The organism is Lysobacter sp. TY2-98, from assembly GCF_003367355.1.
Taxonomy (GTDB): domain Bacteria; phylum Pseudomonadota; class Gammaproteobacteria; order Xanthomonadales; family Xanthomonadaceae; genus Cognatilysobacter.
The window spans coordinates 713,473-733,511 of sequence record NZ_CP031413.1 but is presented as its reverse complement, the minus strand read 5'-3'; the positions used below and the strand labels follow the sequence as shown (position 1 = coordinate 733,511).

The following is a 20,039-nucleotide window of genomic DNA, read 5'->3' as shown; positions in this document are numbered from 1 at the left end:
GGAGCGCGGGATGTCGATCGAACTCGAAGTGAACGTCAGCTACGCGACAGCGCGCACGGGCGTGCCTTCGTCGGCCAGCTTCCGCAAATGGGTGGCGGCCGCACTGGAAGAACGCGAGGCGCCCGCGTCGGTCGCGATCCGCATCGTCGCCCCCGACGAAGGCCGCGAACTCAACCGCACCTACCGCGGCAAGGACTACGCGACCAACGTGCTGAGCTTCCCCGCCGAGCGCCCCGAGGGCCTGCCGGCCGACATCGCGCTGCCCGACCTGGGCGACCTGGTGATCTGCGCCGACGTGGTCGCCCGCGAGGCCGCCGAGCAGGGCAAGAAGCCTGCCGACCACTACGCCCACCTCACCGTCCACGGCGTCCTGCACCTGCTCGGTTGGGACCATCAGGACGACGACGAGGCCGAGGCCATGGAGTCGCGCGAAAGCACGATCCTGGCCGGGCTGGGCATCGCCGACCCGTATTGAGCGACCGGCGGCCGTTGAAGCGGCCGTACGGCGTCCCCATCTCCACGGGCCGGCCATGACGACCGGCTAGACTGGCGCCGCCGCTCCGAGTGGCGCACGACACGAAGACAATGTCCGAGGACGACAGTAGTACCCACCACGAACGCGGCACCGATCGCCGTTCCTGGTTCGAACGGATCAGCTCCGCCCTGTCCGGCGAGCCCTCCTCGCGGGAGGACCTCGTCGAGCTGCTGCGCGATGCGCAGAACGATGGACTGATCGAAGCCGACACCCTGCGCATGATGGAAGGCGCGATCGCGGTGTCGGACATGACCGTCGGCGACGTGATGATCCCGCGCTCGCAGATGGTCTCGCTGCCGGCCGACACCCGCTTCCTCGACCTCATGAAGATGGTGGTCGAATCCGGCCATTCGCGCTTCCCGGTGCACGGCGAAGACCGCGACGAAGTGCTGGGCGTGCTGCTGGCCAAGGACCTGCTGCGCGGCGTGGTCGCCGACCACGGCCCGGCCACCATCCATGAACTGCTGCGCCCCGCGCTGCTGATTCCCGAGTCCAAGCGCCTGGACGTGCTGCTGCGCGAGTTCCGCCAGTCGCGCAACCACATGGCCATCGTCATCGACGAGCACGGCGGCGTCGCGGGCCTGCTCACGATCGAGGACGTGCTGGAGCAGATCGTCGGCGAGATCGACGACGAGCATGACGAAGCCGCGGATCCAAACGCACTGATCGCCGCGCAGACCGACGGCCAGTTCGTGGTCGATGCGCTGACGCCGATCTGCGATTTCAACGAACGCTTCGGCGCGGATTTCGACGAGGACGAGTACGACACGATCGGTGGGCTGGTCACCGCGGCGATCGGCCACCTGCCCGAAGCCGGCGAGGAGCTGACGCTCGATCGCTTCGTCTTCCGCGTCGCCGGCGCCGACGCGCGTCGCGTGCACGCCTTCCATGTGGGCGTGCATGGCGGCGCCTGATCGCCGCCTGGGCCCCGTCGCCCGCGCGCTCCTCGTCCTGTTGATGCTGCTGGCGCCGTTCGCGGCGTCGGCGACCGCGCCGCGCATCGGCGTGGCGACCATGCAGCCCGGGGAAGTGTTCTGGGAACGTTTCGGGCATGACGCGATCGTCGTGATCGATCCGGTCACCGGCGCCGCGACGTCCTACAACTTCGGCTTCTTCGATCCCTCCGAACCCGGCTTCGTCGGCAACTTCGTGCACGGGATCATGCGTTATCGCCTCGCTGCCCTGCCCTTCGAGGAGGACATGGCGATGTACCGCGAGGAAGGCCGCGGCGTGTCGATCCAGTGGCTGCGCCTGACCGACGCGCAGGCGAACGAACTCGCGAGCGCGCTTGCCGTCAACGCGCGCCCCGAGAACGCGGTCTACGGCTACGACTATTTCCGCGACAACTGCGCCACGCGCGTGCGCGATGCGGTCGATCGCGCACTCGGCGGCGAACTGCACCGCCAGCTGGCGGGCCGTTCGCACGGCGCGACGTATCGCAGCGAAGCCGTGCGTCTGGCGTCACCCGCCCCGTGGATGTGGCTGGGCTTCGACGTCGGCCTCGGCCCGCGTTCCGATCGCCCGCTCTCGTTGTGGGAAGAAGCGTTCGTGCCGATGCGCCTCGCTGCGTCGTTGCGCGAGGTGCAGATCGACGGTCGCCCGCTGGTCGAGAGCGAGTCGCCCGTGCTGACGCACCGCATCGCGCCCGAGCCGGCCGATGCGCCTCGCGCAACGTGGCCATGGCTGCTGGTTGGGCTCGTCGCCGGCGCGCTGCTGGCGACCGTCGGCCCGCGCCGCCCGCGCGTCGCCGCCGCCTTCGCGCTGGCGTTCTGGACGGTCGCCGGGCTGCTGGGCGCGGTCATGCTGTTCCTGTGGGCGGGCACCGTCCACGAGTTCGCATGGGCCAATCGCAACCTGCTGATGCTGAACCCGCTGGCCTGGCTGGCCCTGCCCGGTGCATGGCGCGTGCTGCGCGGCCGCGGTTCCGGCCTGCTGATGCAGAAGATGCTGCCGGCACTCGCCGGGCTGGCGCTGATCGCCATGTTCGCGTCGTGGCTGGAATCGGGCGCGCAGGACAACGTGCACTGGATCGCGCTACTGCTGCCGATCCACCTCGGCCTATGGGCCGGTCTTCGCACCACGCGTCACCCGCCGGCCGCTAGCATCGGCGCATGACCGAACCCGAGTACGCCCACTGCGTCGTCAACTGCGCCGCGTATACCGCGACCGGCGAACGTCGCGACATCGACATCGAGCAGATCAGCGAGGTGCTCGCCGTCGACGACGGCAGCTTCGTGTGGGTGGGGCTGTACGAGCCGGGCCCGAGCGTGCTGGCCAAGCTGCAGGAGGAGTTCGCCCTGCATCCGCTGGCCGTCGAGGATGCGCAGAACGCCCACCAGCGACCCAAGTTCGAGACCTACGGCGACTCGATCTTCATCGCGGTGCACACCGCGCAGAGCACCGAGGGCGCGATCCGATTCGGCGAGACGCACATGTTCGTCGGTCCGCGGTATTTCGTGACGGTGCGCCATGGCGCGTCGTCGAGCTACGCACCGGCCCGCGCACGTCTGGAGCGCGAGAAGGCGCTGCTGATGCATGGGCCGGGCGCGGCGCTGTATGCGGTGCTCGATCTGATCGTCGACAACTTCATGCCCATCGTCGACGAGTACGACCGCCTGCTCGGCGAACTCGAGAAGGACGTGTTCGCCGCCGACTTCCGCAAGGAAACCGTCGAACGCCTGTACTGGCTCAAGCGCGACCTCACCCGCCTGCGCATGGCCGCGGAGCCGCTGCAGGACATCATCAGCCATCTGACCCGCATGCCGAACGGTCTGATCGACGACGTCATCCAGCCCTACCTGCGCGACGTGCTCGACCATGCGATCCGCATCCAGTCCAGCACCGAAACCCTACGCGAGATGCTGACGGCGGCGGTCGGCGTGAACCTGTCACTGGTGACGGTGCAACAGGGCGAAGTCGTGAAGCGCCTCGGCGCCTGGGCGGGACTGCTGGTCGTACCGACGCTGATCGCGAGCTGGTACGGCATGAACTTCGAGCACATGCCGGAGCTACACGGCCGCTGGAGCTATTTCATCGTGATCGGCGCCACCGCACTGGTGACGCTCAGCCTGTACTGGAAGTTCAAGAAGGCGCGCTGGCTGTAACCGCGAACGTCTGCCGCGCCGCACATTGACCCCGCCCACCACGTGCGCGACGCTCGCGGCCTCACACGGGGAGCGTGCGATGCGGGGACTGGCGGGACTTTTCTGGGCGGCACTCGGCGTGCTCGCGGTCGCGGCACTGTCGGTGCTCGCGCTCCATCGGGGCGAAACGGTCAGCGCGATGTGGCTGGTGGCGGCGTCGGCGAGTACGTTTTTCATCGCCTACCGCTTCTACGCGCGCTACGTCGCGCGAGCGATCGGCATCGATCCGTCGCGCCTCACGCCCGCGTACCGCCGCAACGACGGCCTCGACTACGTGCCGACCGAGCGCAGCGTGTTGTTCGGGCACCACTTCGCCGCAATCGCCGGTGCGGGGCCACTCGTGGGCCCGGTGCTCGCCGCGCAGATGGGCTACCTGCCCGGCACGTTATGGATCCTGTTCGGCGTGGTCTATGCCGGCGCGGTGCAGGACATGCTGGTGCTGTTCTTCTCGACGCGTCGCGACGGCCGCTCGCTGGGCGAAATGATCCGGAGCGAGATGGGCAATGCGGCGGGCGTCGTCGCGATGTTCGGTATCGCCGCGATCATGCTGATCCTGCTCGCCGTGCTCGCGCTCGTCGTCGTGAAAGCGCTGGCGCAGAGTCCGTGGGGCACGTTCACCGTGGCGATGACGATTCCGATCGCGCTGCTCATGGGTGCATGGCTGCGCTGGATCCGGCCGGGCCGCATTCTTGAAGCGTCGATCATCGGTCTCGTGTTGCTGCTCGCATCGATCGCGATCGGCGGACACGTCGCGGCCGATACGCAGTGGAGCGCGGTGTTCCGCCTGCAGGGCACCACGCTCGCCTGGCTGCTGATCGGCTACGGCTTCATCGCCTCGGTGCTGCCGGTGTGGCTGTTACTCGCGCCGCGCGACTACCTGTCGACCTTCCTCAAGATCGGCACGATCGTCGGCCTCGCGCTCGCCATCCTCATCGCCATGCCCGACCTGCGCATGCCCGCGATGACGCGCTTCGTCGACGGCACGGGACCGGTATTCACCGGCAAGCTTTTCCCGTTCCTGTTCATCACGATCGCCTGCGGCTCGGTTTCCGGATTCCACGCGCTGATCAGTTCGGGCACGACACCGAAGATGCTGCGCAACGAGCGCGACATCCCGCTGATCGGCTACGGCGCGATGCTGATGGAGGCGTTCGTCGCGGTGATGGCGCTGGTCGCGGCCTGTGTGCTGCAGCCGGGCCTCTATTTCGCGATGAATGCGCCGGCCGCCGCGCTCGGGACCACCCTCGATTCGGCGTCGGCCGCGATCAATGCCTGGGGCTTCGCGATCACCCCCGACACGCTCGCCGCAGCGGCCAAGTCGATCGGCGAGGAAACCGTGCTGTCGCGCACCGGTGGCGCGCCGACGCTCGCCGTCGGCATGGCGCACATCCTTGCGGGCCTGGGCGGCGGCGATCGCATGATGGCGTTCTGGTACCACTACGCCATCCTGTTCGAAGCGCTGTTCATCCTGACCACTATCGACGCGGGCACGCGCGTCGCGCGCTTCATGTTCCAGGAGATCGCAGGCCTCGCCTACCCACCGCTGCGCGCAACGGAGAGCTGGCTCGGCAACGTGCTGTGCACCGCGCTCGCTGTCGGCGGCTGGGGCTGGTTCCTCTACCAGGGCGTCGTCGATCCGCTCGGCGGCATCAACACGCTGTGGCCGTTGTTCGGCATCGCCAACCAGATGCTGGCGGGAATCGCGCTCGTGTTCTGCTGCGTCGTGATGGTGCGGATGAAGCGCGAGCGGTACCTGTGGGTCCCCGGGATCGCGACACTCTGGCTGCTGGTCTGCACGGTGACGGCGGGCATGGAGAAGCTCTTCCATCCGGATCCGAAGATCGGCTTCCTGGCCGCCGCGCGGAAATTCTCCGACGCCGCTGCGCGCGGTGACGTGCTCGCGCCAGCGAAGACGTTGGCCGACATGCAGCGCGTCGCATTCAACAACACGCTCGACGCGGCGTTGTGCGTGCTGTTCGTCGGCGTGCTGGTGCTGACCACCGTGTTCGGCTTACGTGCGATGCTCGCCGCGCGGCGCGAGGTGCGCCCGACGGCTCGGGAGACGGACTATGTCGCGGCGCCTTCGCTCTGACCCGTCACGGCGTTTGCCGCTCTCGCAGGCCTGGCGCCGCCTCGTGCAGGCAGCGCGCCTCGCGGTCGGCATTCCGGACTACGGCGCCTACCTGGAACATATGCGACGCGCACATCCGGGCACGGCGCCGATGGACGAAGCCGCGTTCTTCCGCGAGCGGCTGCAGGCGCGTTACGGTCGCGGGCGTTCGCGCTGCTGTTGAGCGAAGGCAACGGGAACGCTCGTCGCGACGGTCCTCTCCCTGCTGTCGTGCGTGACGCATGAGCGTCCACGCGTCGCCGCACGCCCGCGTACCCGGCCGCCGGGCGATCGCCGCGCGCCAAGGTGAACTCGCGACCGTCAGCGCGCGCGCCGCGCCGATGCCGGCAGCTGCATCAGCCGCGGAATCTCGTCGAGCAGCTCTCTTGCAAGGAATCCGAGCGGCCCACCTTGTCGCTCGGCGAGTGCATCGCCTGCCGCGGCGTGCAAGTAGACGCCCCACGCGGTCGCGCGCAACGGATCGGCCCCGCGTGCGGCCAGGCCGCCGATGATTCCCGACAGCGTGTCGCCCGAGCCCGACGTCGCCAGGCCGACGTTGCCGTAGCGGTTCGACACGATGGCCGCCGACTGTCCCGCCTCGAGCGCGGGGCCGTCGATCACGAAACTCGTCGCGCCCTTCATGACGCAGACCGCGCGGAAGCGGCGCGCCATCTCGATGCCGAGTTCGAGCGGTCGCGCCTCCACGGCCTCGCGCTCGCAGCCCAGCAATCGCGCGGCCTCGCCCGCGTGCGGCGTCATGATGCGTAGCGCCTTGCCGTCGGCGATCGCGTCGGCATCGCGATCAAATGCACACAGCGCGGCCGCATCGATCACCACCGGCACCGCCGGCAACGCCGCCAGCCAGCCGCCGAGCATGCGTGCCATCGCATCCGATTCCAACAGCCCCGGCCCGACGACGATCGCATCGGCATGTTCGGACATCGCTTCGATACGGGTTCGCGCGGCCGTCGCCAACGCGCCACTGCGCGTTTCGGGCAAGGCGACGACGCGCGATTCCGGCACCGCAGCCGCAACCAGCGGAGCGGCGCTCGCGCAGGTCGCGACCTGCAACTTTCCAGCGCCCGCACGCAGCGCCGCCACCGCCGACAACAGCGCGGCGCCCGGCATTTCGCCGGCGCCCGCGATGACGAGGATGCGTCCGCGCGCGTCCTTGTCGCCTTCGTGCGACGGCATCGGCAACGGATGGCGCCGCAACCACGCGGGCGAGATCGGCGTGACGCGCGGCGCGCTCACTTCGGCCCCGCCGGCACGTCGGGCTCGGTGGTCACCTGCGCGCCCGCTTCGATCAGCGGCGCGACGAAGTTGTAGCGCTCGAGCACGAGCTTGCCGCGATGGCCCTGCGTCGGATCGAACTCGTAACCGGTGATAGCACAGTTCGCGACATCCTTCTGGCGGTCGATGTCGAGAATCTGCGCCTCCGTCATCCGCTCGAGTAGATAGCGGAAACACAGCACCGTGACTTGGTGCGCGACGATCAGCACGCGGTCGCAGCGGTACTCGCGCGTGATCGTGTCGACCACGCTGCGCAGCCGCAGGATGACGTCGCACCAGCTCTCGCCACCCGGCGGCCGGTGATAGAACTTGCCGACGAGGTCGAGCGCTTTCGCTTGTTCGGGATAGCGATCGCGCACCCCGAGCCGCGTGAGTCCATCGAAGATGCCGAACTCGCGTTCGCGCAAACGTTCGTCGAGACGGATGCGGTCGCAGTCGATCCCCGCCCGGCGCAACGCGTGACGCATCGTCTGCTGGGCCCGCACGTACGGCGAGCACAGGAAGACGTCGGGACGCTCGTGCTCCGGGAGCGCGGCGAACCAGCGGCCGAGCGCGTCGGCCTGTTGTTCGCCGAGCGCCGACAGGGGCACATCGGCATCGCGTGTGCCGTAGTCGTAGGTCAGCGCGTCGGTCACGCGTGCCTTTTCGCGCGCGACGTTTCCCGCCGATTCGCCATGGCGGACGATCCACAGGCGGTCGGGCCACTTCTGCGTGTCGTTCATGCGCCGAAGCCTGCGCAAGGCGCCGACTACGCGCCGTCAACGGAGCCCGTCAAAACGAAAACGCCCGGCATCTCACGATGCCGGGCGTCGTCGCCATGGAACGTCGGACTTACTGGCCGATGTGCGTGCGCAGCCAGTCGTTCACCGTCTCGTGCCACTTCACGCTGTTCTGCGGCTTGAGCACCCAGTGGTTCTCGTCCGGGAAGTAGAGGAACTTCGACTCGATGCCCTTCTGCTGCAGGGCGCTGAACGCCGCGATGCCCTGCTCGGCCGGAATGCGGAAGTCCTGCTGGCTGTGGATGACCAGCATCGGCACGCGCCAGTTCTTGACGTAGTTGATCGGGTTGAACTTCTCGTACGCCTCCGGGTTTTCCCACGGCGTGCCGCCGTTCTCCCAGCGGCTGAACCAGAGTTCTTCCGTGCTGTAGCCCATCATGCGGTTGTCGAACACGCCGTCGTGGTCGACCAGGCACTTCCACGGCTGGTTCCAGTTGCCGGCGATCCAATAGACCATGTAACCGCCGTAGCTCGCGCCCAGCGCACACGCCTTGTCGCCGTTGAGGAAGCTGTACTGCTTCTGCGCGGCCGTCCAACCCTTCTGCAGGTCTTCCAGCGGGCGGTCGCCCCAGTGCTGGCTGATCGCATCCGTGAACGCCTGGCCGTAACCGGTCGAACCGTGGAAGTCGATCATGACCACCGCGTAGCCCTGGCCCGCGTACGTCTGCGGATTCCAGCGATAGCTCCAGCCGTTGCCGAAGCTGCCCTGCGGGCCGCCGTGGATCAGGAACGCGACGGGATAGGTCTTGCCCTTCTCGTAGTTCCACGGCTTCACGACGTAGCCGTGCACCGTCTCGTTGTTCCAGCCCTTGAAGCTGAACTGCTCGTAGTCGCCGAAACGCACGTCCTTCAGCAGCTCGCCCGCCGACGGGCTGGCGGCGCGAACGCCTTTTCCGTTAAGGCCGCCGACGAAGAGCTGGTCGCCGGACTTCAGCGAATTGCGCGAGAACGCGAGCACGCCGTTCTTCACGTCGAACGCCGACACGGTGCCCTCGCCCACGAGCTTGGTGACGCCGCCCGACGCGATGTCGACCGCCCACAACGGGTGCTCGCCCATGTCCTCGGCGGTCGTGTAGATCGACTTGCCGTCGGCCGACAGCGTGATGCCGTCTGCCGAACGATCCCACTTCGGATCGATCTCGCGCGATTCGCCCGTCGCGAGGTCCATCGCCATCAGCGCGAAGCGATCGGCTTCGAAACCCGGGCGCTTCATCGCGCGGTAGTAGAGCGTCTTGCCATCCGCGCTGAACGCGCCGCCGGTGTCCCACGCCTTGTTCGCCTCGGTGAGGTTGCGCGCATCGGCGCTGCCGTCGGCGGGCACGAGGTAGAGGTCGAAGTTCGTCGACGTCGGCTCGTCGCGGTCGGCGTTGCGCGCGCTGAACACGAGCTGCTGGCCGTCCGGCGACCACGTGAACTCGCTGGCGTCGCCGAACGGGCGCGAAGGAACGTCGGCGACGACGTTGCCGCCCACGAGCTTGGCGGTGTTCGCCGTCTTGCCCGCGGCCGGCAGATCGGCGACGAACAGGCGATTCAGCTTGCCTTCGTTCCACGCATCCCAGTGGCGGATGAACATGCGATCGAACACGACGCCCGTAGTCTTCGGCGTGTCGCCCTTCTTCTCGTGCTTCGTATTGCATGCGAGATCGGCCGCGCAGTCCGGATACGTTTCCATCGACAGCGCGATGCGATCGCCCTTCGGCGACAGCGAATACGTGCTGACGTCGAGCGGCATCGCGGTGACCTGCACCGGCGCGCCACCGCCCACCGGTACGTAGTACAGCTGCGACGAACCGCCCTTGGAGCTCAGGAAGTAGACGCGCTTGCCATCGTCCGAGACGAGCGGCGAGTTGACGTTCCAGCCTTCCGGCGTGAGGCGGGTCGCCTTGCCGGTGCCCGACGTCGGCTGTATCCACAACGCGGTCGACGACTTGTTCGCGTCGTAATCGACGACGCGGCGCGCGAAGACGAGCTTCGCGCCGTCCGGCGTGAGCACCGGCGACGAGAATCGATCGAGCGTGGCGAGTTCCTTCGGCTGCAGACCGTGGGGCGCGGCGCCCGCGGCGAGGGGCAGCGCGGCGGCGAGCATCAGGGGCAGCAAGGCGAGACGGGACATCGGGACTCCGCGGGGGTGACGAGGGCGCCGATGGTAGGCGGACGGCCGGTGGTGGCAAAGCGAACGCGGACGCGGGGCGGCGCCGCGCGGTCGCGTATCCGTGCGCGGCGTCGCGAACGCGGTGAACGCGGGACGCGCGCGTCGTGCAGTGCAGCATGCAATGGCGCGCGCCGCGGGCTGAATCGACGACGCGGGCCTGCGCCGGCCGCCCGCGGGCCGGTGGCTATACTCGGGCACCTTTTTCACGCCGGAGTGGTGCGTGACGCCAGCCCTGAATGCCGCCGCGCCTGCCGCGGATCCCCGTCGCGACCTGTTCGGCCATCCCAAGGGCGTCTACGTCTGCTTTTTCACCGAAATGTGGGAGCGCTTCTCGTTCTACGGAATGAAGGCGCTGCTCCTGCTGTTCCTGCTCAAGCACCACCTGTTCAAGGACGCCGCCGGCTACGACGTGCTCGGCGCGTACGGCGGCCTCGTCTACTGCATCCCGGTGTTCGGCGGCATGCTCGCCGACCGCTACCTCGGCACGCGCAAGGCCGTGATCTTCGGCGGCATCCTGCTGGTGCTCGGCCACATGGGCATGACCATCGAAGGCCACGATGCGCACATTCTCGGCGGCGAAGTCGTCCGCGATGAATCGGCGCTGCGCGCGTTCTACCTCTCGCTCGCGCTGATCATCATGGGCGTCGGCTTCCTCAAGCCGAACATCTCGACGATCGTCGGCCGCCTGTATGCCGAGGACGATCCGCGTCGCGACTCCGGTTTCTCGCTGTTCTACGCGGGCATCAACCTCGGCGCGTTGTTCGCGTCGATCGTGTGCGGCTACCTCGGCCAGACGCTGGGCTGGAAGTACGGCTTCGGCGCAGCCGGCATCGGCATGGCGCTGGGTCTCGGCCAGTTCCTGTGGGGACAGAAATACCTCGAAGGCCACGCGGAACCGCCGGAGCCGTCGCGTCTGCGCGAGCGCGTGTGGGGCATGCCGCGTGAGCTCGCGATCTATGTGGGCGCGATCGCCGGGCTGCTGCCGGTTGCGGCGCTGATGTGGGCAGTCGCGACCGGAAGTTCGACCGCCGGCAGCGGCAGTTCCAGCACGCTGATGATTGTGATGGTGGCACTCGCTAGTGGCGCGCTTTGGTTCTGGTTCGCGAAGGCGCGCGAAATGTCCGCCGCCCGCCAGGCTGTATATCTCGCGATCGTCGCGGTTTTCGCGCTATGGGAGTACCTCGCGCGCGATCAATCGTTGGCGCTGCGCTTGATGCTGCTCGTCATGGCAGGCGTCGTCATGTGGTTCCACTGGTTCACTTCGATCCGGTGTTCGGCTGTGCAGCGCCAACAGATGTATGCGCTCATCGTGCTCATCGCCATGTGCCTCGTATTTTTTACCCTTTACGAACAGACCTACGGCTCGTGGGTGACCTTCACCGACCGCATGCTGACCAAGGACATCGTGCCGTCGCTCGTGAAGGCCGTGCCGGACGTGCAGGCGGCCGGCGCTCCCGCGGTCACTTTTGGACAGTTCTTGCAATCCGCACCGTGGTCGATCATCTCGCTACTGCTCGCGCCGCTCGCGTTCGTGGTATCAGCCGCGCTGTCCGATCGCAATCCGCAGTCGTCGGCGCCGCGCGCGCTGTTCGGCCTCGCCGTCGTCGCGATGCTCGTCTTCCTGATCCGCGACGCGCTCGTGCTGCCGCAGACGGCGGGCTCGCTAACCTACCTTGGCGCGATGTTCATCGTGCTGCTCGCACCGACCTTCAGCGCGATCTGGGCGGCGCTCGGCCGCCGGGGCCTCGATCCGTCCAAGCCGACCAAGTCCGCGCTCGGCCTGCTGTTCGCCGGCCTGAGCTTCATACCGCTCGCGTGGGCGGCCGAACACGCCGGCGCTACCGGCGGCCTGGCCAGCGTGTGGTGGCTGGTGCTCGCCTACTTCGTGCTCGAAGTCGGCGAGATGTGCCTGGCGCCCGTCGGCTTGTCCGCAGTGACGCAGCTGTCCGTGCGCAGCGTCGTCAGCCTGATGATGGGCACGTGGTTCCTCGCGACCGCGTTCTCGGAAACGCTGGCCGCACTGTTCGGCAAGCTGGCGTCGCTCGACATTCCGGAAGGCACCACGATCAACATGGCCGAAGCCGGCGCGAAGTACGCGCACCTGTTCTGGCTGATGATGTGGATCGGTGTCGGATGTGCCGTGCTGGCGTTCCTCATCGCGCCGTTGCTGCGCAAATGGATGCATGGCGTCCGCTGAAGACGTCGCGTGCAATCAACGAAAACAAGAAGGGCGCCTGAGGGCGCCCTTCTTGTTGGTGACAGTCGAATGCTCCGGGCAAATTACTTTGCGGTCGACACTCCGCCCGTCGACGGCGTCGCGGCCTCGCCACCAATGTTCTTCGAGAGGAACGCGAGCAACCTCGTATAGAACTCCCGCTGATGTTCGATGGTGTAAAAGCCGTGGCCCTCGGTGTCGTAGTACAGCGTCTCCACCGGAACACCCGCCTTCTTCAGCGCCCGCTCCATCGACTTGCTGTGCTCGATCGGAGCGCGTCGATCCTCGCCGCCCGCCGCGAGAAACACCGGAACCTTGATCCGCTGCGCAATTCTCACAGGCGACGAAGTGTCTGGCAGATCGTTCTCTGGTCCCACCCACTGCCGCAGATAGCTGCGACCACTGCGGGAGTCGTTAATGTCCCCCTTCGAATACAGCATCGGCAGATCATAGATACCGACGTAGCCCGCCGCGCAGCGATACAGGTCGGGTTCTTTCGCGACGCCCATCAGCGACGCATATCCGCCGTAGCTCGCGCCGTAGAGGCAGATCCGGGATGCATCAGCGACCCCCTGATCGATCGCCCACCGTGTGGCGTCGGTCAGGTCGTCCTGCATCGCCTTCCCCCACTGGTAGGCGCCTGCCTGCTCGAATCCGCGTCCGTAACCGCCCGAGCCGCGGAAGTTCACCTGCAGGACGGCGTACCCCGCACTGGCAAGAAGATCGCGTTCGACGTCGTAATCCCAGCGGTCATAGACACCGAACGGACCACCGTGCGGCAGGACGACCATCGGAACCTTGCTCCTAGCCGCGGTCGACGGGCGTGTCAGGTAGCCGTGAATCTCGATCCCGTCTCGCGCCTTGAACGCAATCGGCTCAACACGGTGGACGGCAGCGGGATCAACCCACTCGCGGCTGCTGACGATGAAAGACGCGTTCTTGGTGGTCGTGTCGAACAGATAGTAGTCACCGGGATTCTGATCACTCGACACCCGCACAAGCGCGAGGCGACCGTCCGACGTTCCAGAGGTGACGAAAACGCGGCTCGCGGGAAAGGCGGCTTCAAGACTCCGCTGCATCCGCGCCTCGGCGCTCGCGTCATCGAAGAAGGCCGTTCGCCCCTTGCCGCCATCGAACACGACACCGATCGGCTCGCGTGTACCATGTCGATAGAGAATCAGGCTGGGGTCGGCGACATCGTCCCCGAAAAGATCCTTTCGCTCGCGCGTGGCCAGATCGAGCGCCACCAGACGGGCTGGATGAGCGTCGTCGTCCACCTGGAGATAGGCGATCTTGTTATCGCCCGAAAATCCGATGGCGTGTTCGCGATGCCCGGTCCGGTCTTCGTCATTGAGCAGTTCCCACGGCGCGCCATCCCCTGCGCGGTAGTAGAGCTTCCCCGCCAGATTGGAGTCGAACCCGTCCGCAAAGCGGACGACGCCCGCGTTGTCGGTCATGAAGTCGGCGTTTCGAACCGGCGCCGACGCCAGGCGTTTGCGCTGCCCGGTGTAGACGTCGAGCCGCTCGGCGCGATTGTAGGGGTCGTCGTCGAACGGGGTGACCTTGATTACGGCATAGCGATCATCGCTGCCCAGCGGATCGATCGGAAACGCGGCGACATCCTCTTCCTTCTTTGGATGGATGAGCGTTCCCAGTTCCTCGCGGATGCGATACCCCACCAGCATCTCCGGCGCGGAGCCGTCGGCATTCATGCCATACAGCTCTCCCGTTAGCGAAGGCTCGTCGAGCGCGCCGAACCTCTGGGCGGCGGAGATCAGAACGCGATTCGCGTTCACCCATTCGAAATCTGCGACGGCCGTATTCCGACCCAGGTCGAAGGTGCCCGCCAGCTTCGTATTGCTTCGATGGAATATGACAAGCGCCACGCGATCTTCGAGCGGCACGGTCGCGGCAAGATACTCGCCGGTCGGCGAGATCTTGATGTCGAGAAACTTCTCCTTGCGAATGAAGGCATCAATGTCGACGGCATGAGCCGCACCCATCGCGAGCATCATCGCGGCCGCCGCGATGGTCTTCTTCATACTGATCATTCCACTCCCCTGAACTGAAGTTCGTGAAACCGCGACGCTGGATCCCGTCGCGACGTCTCCGCTCGCATCGGCACCGACCTCGCGCCGGCTGCGCCGAACTTCCCGTCCATCCTGCTGTGCGGGCGATTCGCGCCTTGGGGTCTAGCAACTCGCTTGAGCTGCGTGGTCTGTCGGCGCGTCGCGACGAAGGAAGGGCGCCCATGGACGCCCTTCCTTGGCGTGGCTCGCCTTCCCTACTTCACTTCGCGGTCGACGCCCCACCCGCAGACGGCGTCGCCGGTTGACCGCCGATGTTCTTCGACAGGAACGCGAGCAGCCTCGTGTAGAACTCGCGCTGGTGTTCCGGCGTGTAAAAGCCGTGACCCTCACTGTCGACATACAGCGTCTCGACCGGAACGCCCGCCTGGATCAGCGCGCGCTCCATCAGCTTGCTGTGCTGGATCGGCGCACGCTCGTCCTCGCCGCCTGCAGCCAGGAAGACCGGCACCTTGATCCGATCGGCCATGCGCGTCGGCGAAACGGCGGCGATCGCGTCGCGTGAGCCCACCCAGTCTTCGAGGAAGTTGCGGCCGTAAGCCCGCTGATGGGTGTCGCCATCGGTGTACAGCGTCGGCAGGTCATAGACACCCACGTAGCCGGCCGCGCACCGGTAGAGCGTCGGCTCCTTCGCGACGCCCATGAGCGCCGCGTAGCCACCGTAGCTCGCTCCATAGAGGCAGATCTTGGCACCATCGGCCTCGCCTTGTGCGATCGCCCACTTGGTCGCGTCGGTAAGGTCGTCCTGCATGGCGGCGCCCCACTGCTTGCGGCCCGCTTCGTGGAAGTCATGACCGTAGCCGCCCGAACCGCGATAGTTCACCTGAAGAACGGCATAACCGGCGCTCGTCAGCATCTGCACGTCGCGCGAGAAGCCCCAGTAGTCCTGGATTCCGAACGGACCGCCGTGCGGAAACACGACCATCGGGAGCCGCTTGCCCTCGCTACCCAGCGGGCGGCTCAGGTAGCCGTGGACGACCATCCCGTCGCGGGCCTTGAACGAAATCTCTCGGGTCGGGTTCATGTGATCCGGATCGAACCACTCGCCGTTGCTGAGCAGGTAGCTCGCCTTCTGCGTCTTGGTATCGAACAGGTAGTAGTCACCCGGGTTGCGGTCGCTGCTGACCAGGACGAGCGCAAGGCCGCCATCCACGGTCTGGGACGTCACGAAGACGTCCTGCCCCGGAAACGCCGCTTCGAGATTCTTCTGGACGGTCGCGCGACGGCTCGATGTATCGAAGAACTTCGACACCATCGGCGCCTTGTCGAATACCGCCCCCACCGGCACGTCCGTACCGAACTCGTGGAGCACGCCCAACGGATTGACCGTGTCGTCGCCGACAAGATCACGCGTCGTGTTCGTTGCCGGATCCCACTCGACGATGCGATCCGGGCCATGCGCGGCCTCGACCTGCAGATACGCCTTCTTGTTGTCAGCGGAAAACCCGACGGGCTCCTTGCTCAGCCCGCTCTCCGCCTCATCGTTGATCAGGCGCCACTCGCCGTTGTCGCCGTCGCGGTAGTAGAGCTTCTGGTGGTTATCGAATTCCTGTCCGGATGCGAAGCGGACCGCGCCGGAGTGGTCGGTTCCGAACGTCGCACCGCGAACCGGCGCGCTGGCGACGCGAAGGCGCCGGCCCGTGTACACGTCCATGCGCTCGACGCGGGGGAAGTCCGCGCCAAACGTACCGACCTCCACGAGCACATTGCGATCGTCGTCGCGAAGATCGTCGATCAGCTCGGCCCACACCATCTCGACCTTCTTGGCCTGGATGTGCGACCCGGCGCCCGAACCCGTGTTCGTCGCGACGCGCTGCCCGACCATCAACTCACCGGTGCTGCCCTCCTTGGCGTCCAGCGCATACAGCTCGCCGGTACCCGAGGGCTGATCGAGAGCGCCGAACTTCTCGCCCATGGAAAACAGGACGCGGGTCGGATTCACCCAATGGACGGCCTGAACGACCGTGTTCTCGCCCATACCGAACTTGCTGAGCACCTTGTTGTCCGCACGACGAACGATCGCTAGGATGGTCTGCTTCTCGAGCGGGACTGTCGCCGCGTAGTACTCACCGCTGGGCGAAAGCTTGATCTGCTCGAACTTGTCCTTGCGGATGAACGGCTCGATATCCACCGCGCCGACTTTGGGTACGGCAACAACCAGCGCTGCCAACAGCGCGACCTGCAAACACTTCATGGTGATCCCCTTGATCCGGTGTCTAACGACACGTCGCACTGAGGTCCGGTTTTCCAGACCTTAGCGGCGCGATCCCCTCGTCGCCGCTTCACCTAGATTATCTCAACCTGCCGCCGCCGCGGCCAGCCGGGACAACTCGCGCACGAGGCCTTCACGCCACGGCGGCGGCTCGATCCCAAGCACCCGGAGACGCGAGGTATCGAGCACGGAATACACGGGGCGACGTGCCGGCGTCGGGTAATCGCTCGACGGAATCGGAATGACACGCGGCGTTCGCTGCAGGACACCTAGGCGCGAGGCTTCCTCGAAGATGGCCGTCGCGAACCCGTGCCAACTGGTCTCGCCGGCGGCAACAACGTTCACGATTCCGGACGGCACAACGGGCCGCGCCAGCAACGCAACCGTGGCCTCGGCGATCCACCGCGCCGGCGTAGGGCTGCCGATCTGATCAGCCACAACGCGAAGCTCATCGCGCTCGCTCCCAAGCCGCAGCATCGTCCGCAGGAAATTGCTGCCATGGCTCGCGTACACCCACGCCGTGCGCAGGATGAGGTGGTCTACACCCGACGCGAGAATCGCTTCTTCTCCTGCGCGCTTGCTTGCGCCGTAGACGCCTAACGGACACGTTGGCGAGGTCTCGGTGTACGGGACGCGCGACGAGCCATCGAAGACGTAGTCGGTCGAGTAATGGGCAAATCGCGCCCCAATGTCGCGGCACGCGTCGGCCATTGCCGCCACCGCTTCCGCGTTGACATGGAACGCGGTATCACGATTAGATTCGGCGTGATCGACTGCCGTGTACGCTGCGGCATTGATGACGACGTCCGGCGCCACTGATCGCACGACGCGACGCACCTCGTCCAGCTGGCGGACATCGAGGGATACACACTCGACGTCGCTGTCGATCATTCCAGAACGTGTAGTCGCGACGCGCGATCCGAGCGAATGTGTCGTCTCAACGAGTTCGCGCCCCACTTGTCCGGTCGCGCCTATGACCAGGAGCTTCATGTGAATTCGGGCAGCCGTTCGAGCGCAATATCGCCAAGATAAGGTGCGGCAGCGTCCTTGCCCGACAGCGAAGGGTCTGAGACCGGCCAATCGATCGCCAGACTCGGGTCGTCCCATCGGATCGCGGCATCTGCAGCCGGATCGTAGGTCGCGGTGCAGAGGTAGGAGAACAACGCCGCTTCGCTGGTCACGACGAAGCCGTGCGCAAATCCTTCAGGAATCCACAAGTGACGCTTGTTCTCGGCGTTCAGCGTCACGCCCGTCCAGCGCCCGAACGTCGGCGAACCGCGACGAATGTCTACGGCGACGTCCCACACTTCACCCTGCAGCACGGTCACGAACTTGCCCTGCGGCTTCGGCCACTGATAGTGAAGTCCGCGAAGTACACCGCGGCGCGACGATGAAACGTTCCCCTGAACGAACGACGGCGTGAGGCCATGCGTTGCGAAACCCTCAAGATTGAACGACTCGTAGAAGAATCCGCGGTCGTCGCCGAATACCCTCGGTTCGACGATCACGCAGCCGGGCAGGTCGGTCTCGATCAACTTCAAGGGACGTATCCGCGATCAATTAGCCCCAACAGATACTCTCCGTAGCCGTTCTTCCGCAGTGGCTGCGCCAGTCGAACAAGATCGTCGTTGGAAATCCAGCCATTGTTCCAAGCTATCTCTTCGGGGCAACAGACGCGAAGCCCCTGTCGAGCCTCGATCGTCTCAATATAGTTTGAAGCCTCAAGCAAGGACTGGTGCGTGCCGGTATCGAGCCATGCATAGCCACGACCGAGGCGCTGCAGGTGGAGCGCGCCTTCGTCCAGATACACGCGATTGAGATCCGTGATCTCGAGCTCGCCACGCGGCGACGGCGCGAGTCGCGATGCAAATTCGCTGGCGCGACCGTCGTAGAAGTACAGGCCCGTGACCGCATAGTTGGAGCGCGGCTGGACCGGCTTTTCTTCGATTCCCACCACGCGACCATCCGCGTCGAATTCAGCGACACCGTAGCGCTCGGGGTCCTTTACCCAATAGCCGAATACCGTCGCACCCTCCGTGCGCTCATCGGCCTCGCGCAGCATCGTCGTCAGGCCGGGGCCGTGGAAGATGTTGTCGCCGAGCACCAGGCAGCTCGGCGCGCCCGCGAGGAACTCCTCGCCGATCAGGAACGCCTGCGCAAGACCATCCGGACTCGGCTGCACCGCGTATTCGATGCGCATGCCCCACTGCGAACCGTCGCCGAGCAGGTGCTTGAACAGCGCCTGCTCGTGGGGCGTGTTGATCACCAGCACGTCCCGGATCCCCGCGAGCATCAGCACGCTCAGCGGGTAGTAGATCATGGGCTTGTCGTAGATCGGCAGGAGCTGTTTGCTGATCGCCTGCGTGATCGGGTACAGCCGCGTGCCGGAGCCGCCGGCTAGGATGATGCCTTTGCGACCGGTCGTGCTCATGCTTGGCCGATCCGCTCGAGACGGTAGCTGCCGTCGAGCACACGTTCGACCCACGCCTGGTGATCGAGGTACCAGTCGACGGTGTGCTCGATGCCCTGCTCGAACGTCAGCGTCGGTGACCAACCGAGTTCGTGTTCGATCTTGGACGCGTCGATCGCGTAGCGACGGTCATGGCCCGGACGATCGGCAACGAAGGTGATCAGCGATTCGCGCGGACGTCCGTCGGCCAGCGGACGCTTAGCATCGAGCAGGCGGCAGATCGCGCGCACCACTTCAATGTTCTCGCGCTCGGCATTGCCGCCGACGTTGTAGGTCTCACCCACACGGCCGGCTTCGAGCACGCGGCGGATCGCCGCGCAGTGATCGCCGACGAAAAGCCAGTCGCGCACGTTGCGGCCGTCACCGTAGACTGGCAGCGGCTCGCCGCGAAGCGCACGCGCGATGATCAGTGGAACGAGCTTCTCCGGGAACTGGAACGGCCCGTAATTGTTCGAACAGTTCGTCGTCAGGACCGGCAACCCGTACGTGTGGTGGAACGCGCGAACGAGGTGGTCAGACGCCGCCTTCGACGCCGAATACGGCGAGTTGGGTGCATAAGGCGTTGTCTCGGTGAACTTGCCCTCGTCGCCCAGCGAGCCGTAGACCTCGTCGGTCGAGACGTGCAGGAAGCGGAACGCGTCGCGCGCGGGGGCATCGAGGGCGCGCCAGTAGTCGCGCGCCTTCTCCAGCAGGTTCAGCGTGCCGACCACGTTGGTGTGCACGAACGCCGCCGGACCGTCGATCGACCGGTCGACGTGGCTCTCAGCCGCGAAATTCACGATCGCGTCGGGGCGGTACTCCGCGAGCAGGCGCTCGATGAGCGTCGCGTCGCCGATGTCGCCCTGCACGAACACGTGATTCGCATCGCTATCCAGCGACGACAGCGTGTCGAGGTTGCCGGCGTAAGTGAGCGCGTCGAGGTTGATGATGCGGATGCCGCGCCGGACGGCGTCGAGCACGAAATTGCCGCCAATGAAACCGGCGCCGCCGGTCACGAGCCAAGTGGTCAAGCGAAATGCTCCTGAAATATGGGGAGTGTCAGG

The 20,039-nt window shown here is 66.2% G+C and carries 16 protein-coding genes; 7 read left to right on the top strand and 9 right to left on the bottom strand.

Annotated features, from left to right (window positions below; all coding sequences use genetic code 11):
* Positions 1-10 precede the first annotated feature (10 nt).
* The 6 genes from ybeY (at position 11) to DWG18_RS03525 (ending at position 5,972) form a co-directional block, all read left to right on the top strand.
* Positions 11-475 (top strand): rRNA maturation RNase YbeY, encoded by a 465-nt coding sequence (gene ybeY, locus DWG18_RS03550; RefSeq protein ID WP_240318593.1) that lies wholly within the window; start codon positions 11-13, stop codon positions 473-475.
* A 110-nt stretch (positions 476-585) separates the two neighbouring features.
* Positions 586-1,449, top strand: coding sequence for a transporter associated domain-containing protein (locus tag DWG18_RS03545; RefSeq protein WP_115648014.1), 864 nt, complete (start codon positions 586-588; stop codon positions 1,447-1,449).
* Positions 1,436-2,650 (top strand): DUF4105 domain-containing protein, encoded by a 1,215-nt coding sequence (locus tag DWG18_RS03540; RefSeq protein ID WP_240318592.1) that lies wholly within the window; start codon positions 1,436-1,438, stop codon positions 2,648-2,650. Before DWG18_RS03545 ends, DWG18_RS03540 begins: the two co-directional genes overlap by 14 nt.
* Positions 2,647-3,639 (top strand): magnesium and cobalt transport protein CorA, encoded by a 993-nt coding sequence (locus DWG18_RS03535; protein WP_115645466.1) that lies wholly within the window; start codon positions 2,647-2,649, stop codon positions 3,637-3,639. The genes DWG18_RS03540 and DWG18_RS03535 overlap by 4 nt, the downstream gene beginning before the upstream one ends.
* A 79-nt stretch (positions 3,640-3,718) precedes the next feature.
* Positions 3,719-5,770, top strand: a complete 2,052-nt coding sequence (locus DWG18_RS03530) for a carbon starvation CstA family protein (protein WP_115645464.1) — start codon at positions 3,719-3,721, stop codon at positions 5,768-5,770.
* The gene (locus tag DWG18_RS03525) at positions 5,748-5,972 is read left to right on the top strand and encodes a YbdD/YjiX family protein (protein WP_115645462.1); all 225 of its coding nucleotides are present in this window, start codon (positions 5,748-5,750) and stop codon (positions 5,970-5,972) included. The genes DWG18_RS03530 and DWG18_RS03525 overlap by 23 nt, the downstream gene beginning before the upstream one ends.
* Before the next feature lie 137 nt (positions 5,973-6,109).
* On the opposite strand, the gene DWG18_RS03520 is transcribed toward DWG18_RS03525, so the two are convergent.
* From DWG18_RS03520 to DWG18_RS03510, 3 genes are all read right to left on the bottom strand, one after another.
* Positions 6,110-7,042, bottom strand: coding sequence for an NAD(P)H-hydrate dehydratase (locus DWG18_RS03520; protein ID WP_240318591.1), 933 nt, complete (start codon positions 7,040-7,042; stop codon positions 6,110-6,112).
* Positions 7,039-7,803, bottom strand: a complete 765-nt coding sequence (locus tag DWG18_RS03515; RefSeq protein WP_115645460.1) for a histidine phosphatase family protein — start codon at positions 7,801-7,803, stop codon at positions 7,039-7,041. The genes DWG18_RS03520 and DWG18_RS03515 overlap by 4 nt, the downstream gene beginning before the upstream one ends.
* Before the next feature lie 109 nt (positions 7,804-7,912).
* Positions 7,913-9,973: a S9 family peptidase gene (locus tag DWG18_RS03510; RefSeq protein WP_115645458.1), complete on the bottom strand. Its 2,061-nt coding sequence runs from the start codon at positions 9,971-9,973 to the stop codon at positions 7,913-7,915.
* A gap of 259 nt (positions 9,974-10,232) precedes the next feature.
* Between DWG18_RS03510 and DWG18_RS15375 the strand changes: the two genes are divergently transcribed.
* Positions 10,233-12,209: an oligopeptide:H+ symporter gene (locus tag DWG18_RS15375; RefSeq protein WP_205289392.1), complete on the top strand. Its 1,977-nt coding sequence runs from the start codon at positions 10,233-10,235 to the stop codon at positions 12,207-12,209.
* 83 nt (positions 12,210-12,292) lie between these two features.
* Here the strand turns inward: DWG18_RS15375 and DWG18_RS03500 are convergent, their stop codons facing one another.
* The 6 genes from DWG18_RS03500 to rfbB all read right to left on the bottom strand — a co-directional run bounded on the left by DWG18_RS03500 (position 12,293) and on the right by rfbB (position 20,006).
* The gene (locus tag DWG18_RS03500) at positions 12,293-14,269 is read right to left on the bottom strand and encodes a S9 family peptidase (RefSeq protein WP_115648012.1); all 1,977 of its coding nucleotides are present in this window, start codon (positions 14,267-14,269) and stop codon (positions 12,293-12,295) included.
* A gap of 247 nt (positions 14,270-14,516) precedes the next feature.
* A complete protein-coding gene (locus DWG18_RS03495) occupies positions 14,517-16,508 on the bottom strand; it encodes a S9 family peptidase (protein ID WP_205289391.1) in 1,992 nt (663 codons plus the stop codon).
* A gap of 102 nt (positions 16,509-16,610) precedes the next feature.
* Positions 16,611-17,516, bottom strand: coding sequence for a dTDP-4-dehydrorhamnose reductase (gene rfbD / locus DWG18_RS03490; RefSeq protein ID WP_115645456.1), 906 nt, complete (start codon positions 17,514-17,516; stop codon positions 16,611-16,613).
* Positions 17,513-18,067 (bottom strand): dTDP-4-dehydrorhamnose 3,5-epimerase, encoded by a 555-nt coding sequence (gene rfbC, locus DWG18_RS03485; protein WP_115645454.1) that lies wholly within the window; start codon positions 18,065-18,067, stop codon positions 17,513-17,515. Before rfbC ends, rfbD begins: the two co-directional genes overlap by 4 nt.
* Positions 18,064-18,957 (bottom strand): glucose-1-phosphate thymidylyltransferase RfbA, encoded by an 894-nt coding sequence (gene rfbA, locus DWG18_RS03480; protein ID WP_115645452.1) that lies wholly within the window; start codon positions 18,955-18,957, stop codon positions 18,064-18,066. The genes rfbC and rfbA overlap by 4 nt, the downstream gene beginning before the upstream one ends.
* Positions 18,954-20,006, bottom strand: coding sequence for a dTDP-glucose 4,6-dehydratase (gene rfbB / locus DWG18_RS03475; protein ID WP_115645450.1), 1,053 nt, complete (start codon positions 20,004-20,006; stop codon positions 18,954-18,956). Before rfbB ends, rfbA begins: the two co-directional genes overlap by 4 nt.
* Between the last annotated feature and the right edge of the window lie 33 nt (positions 20,007-20,039).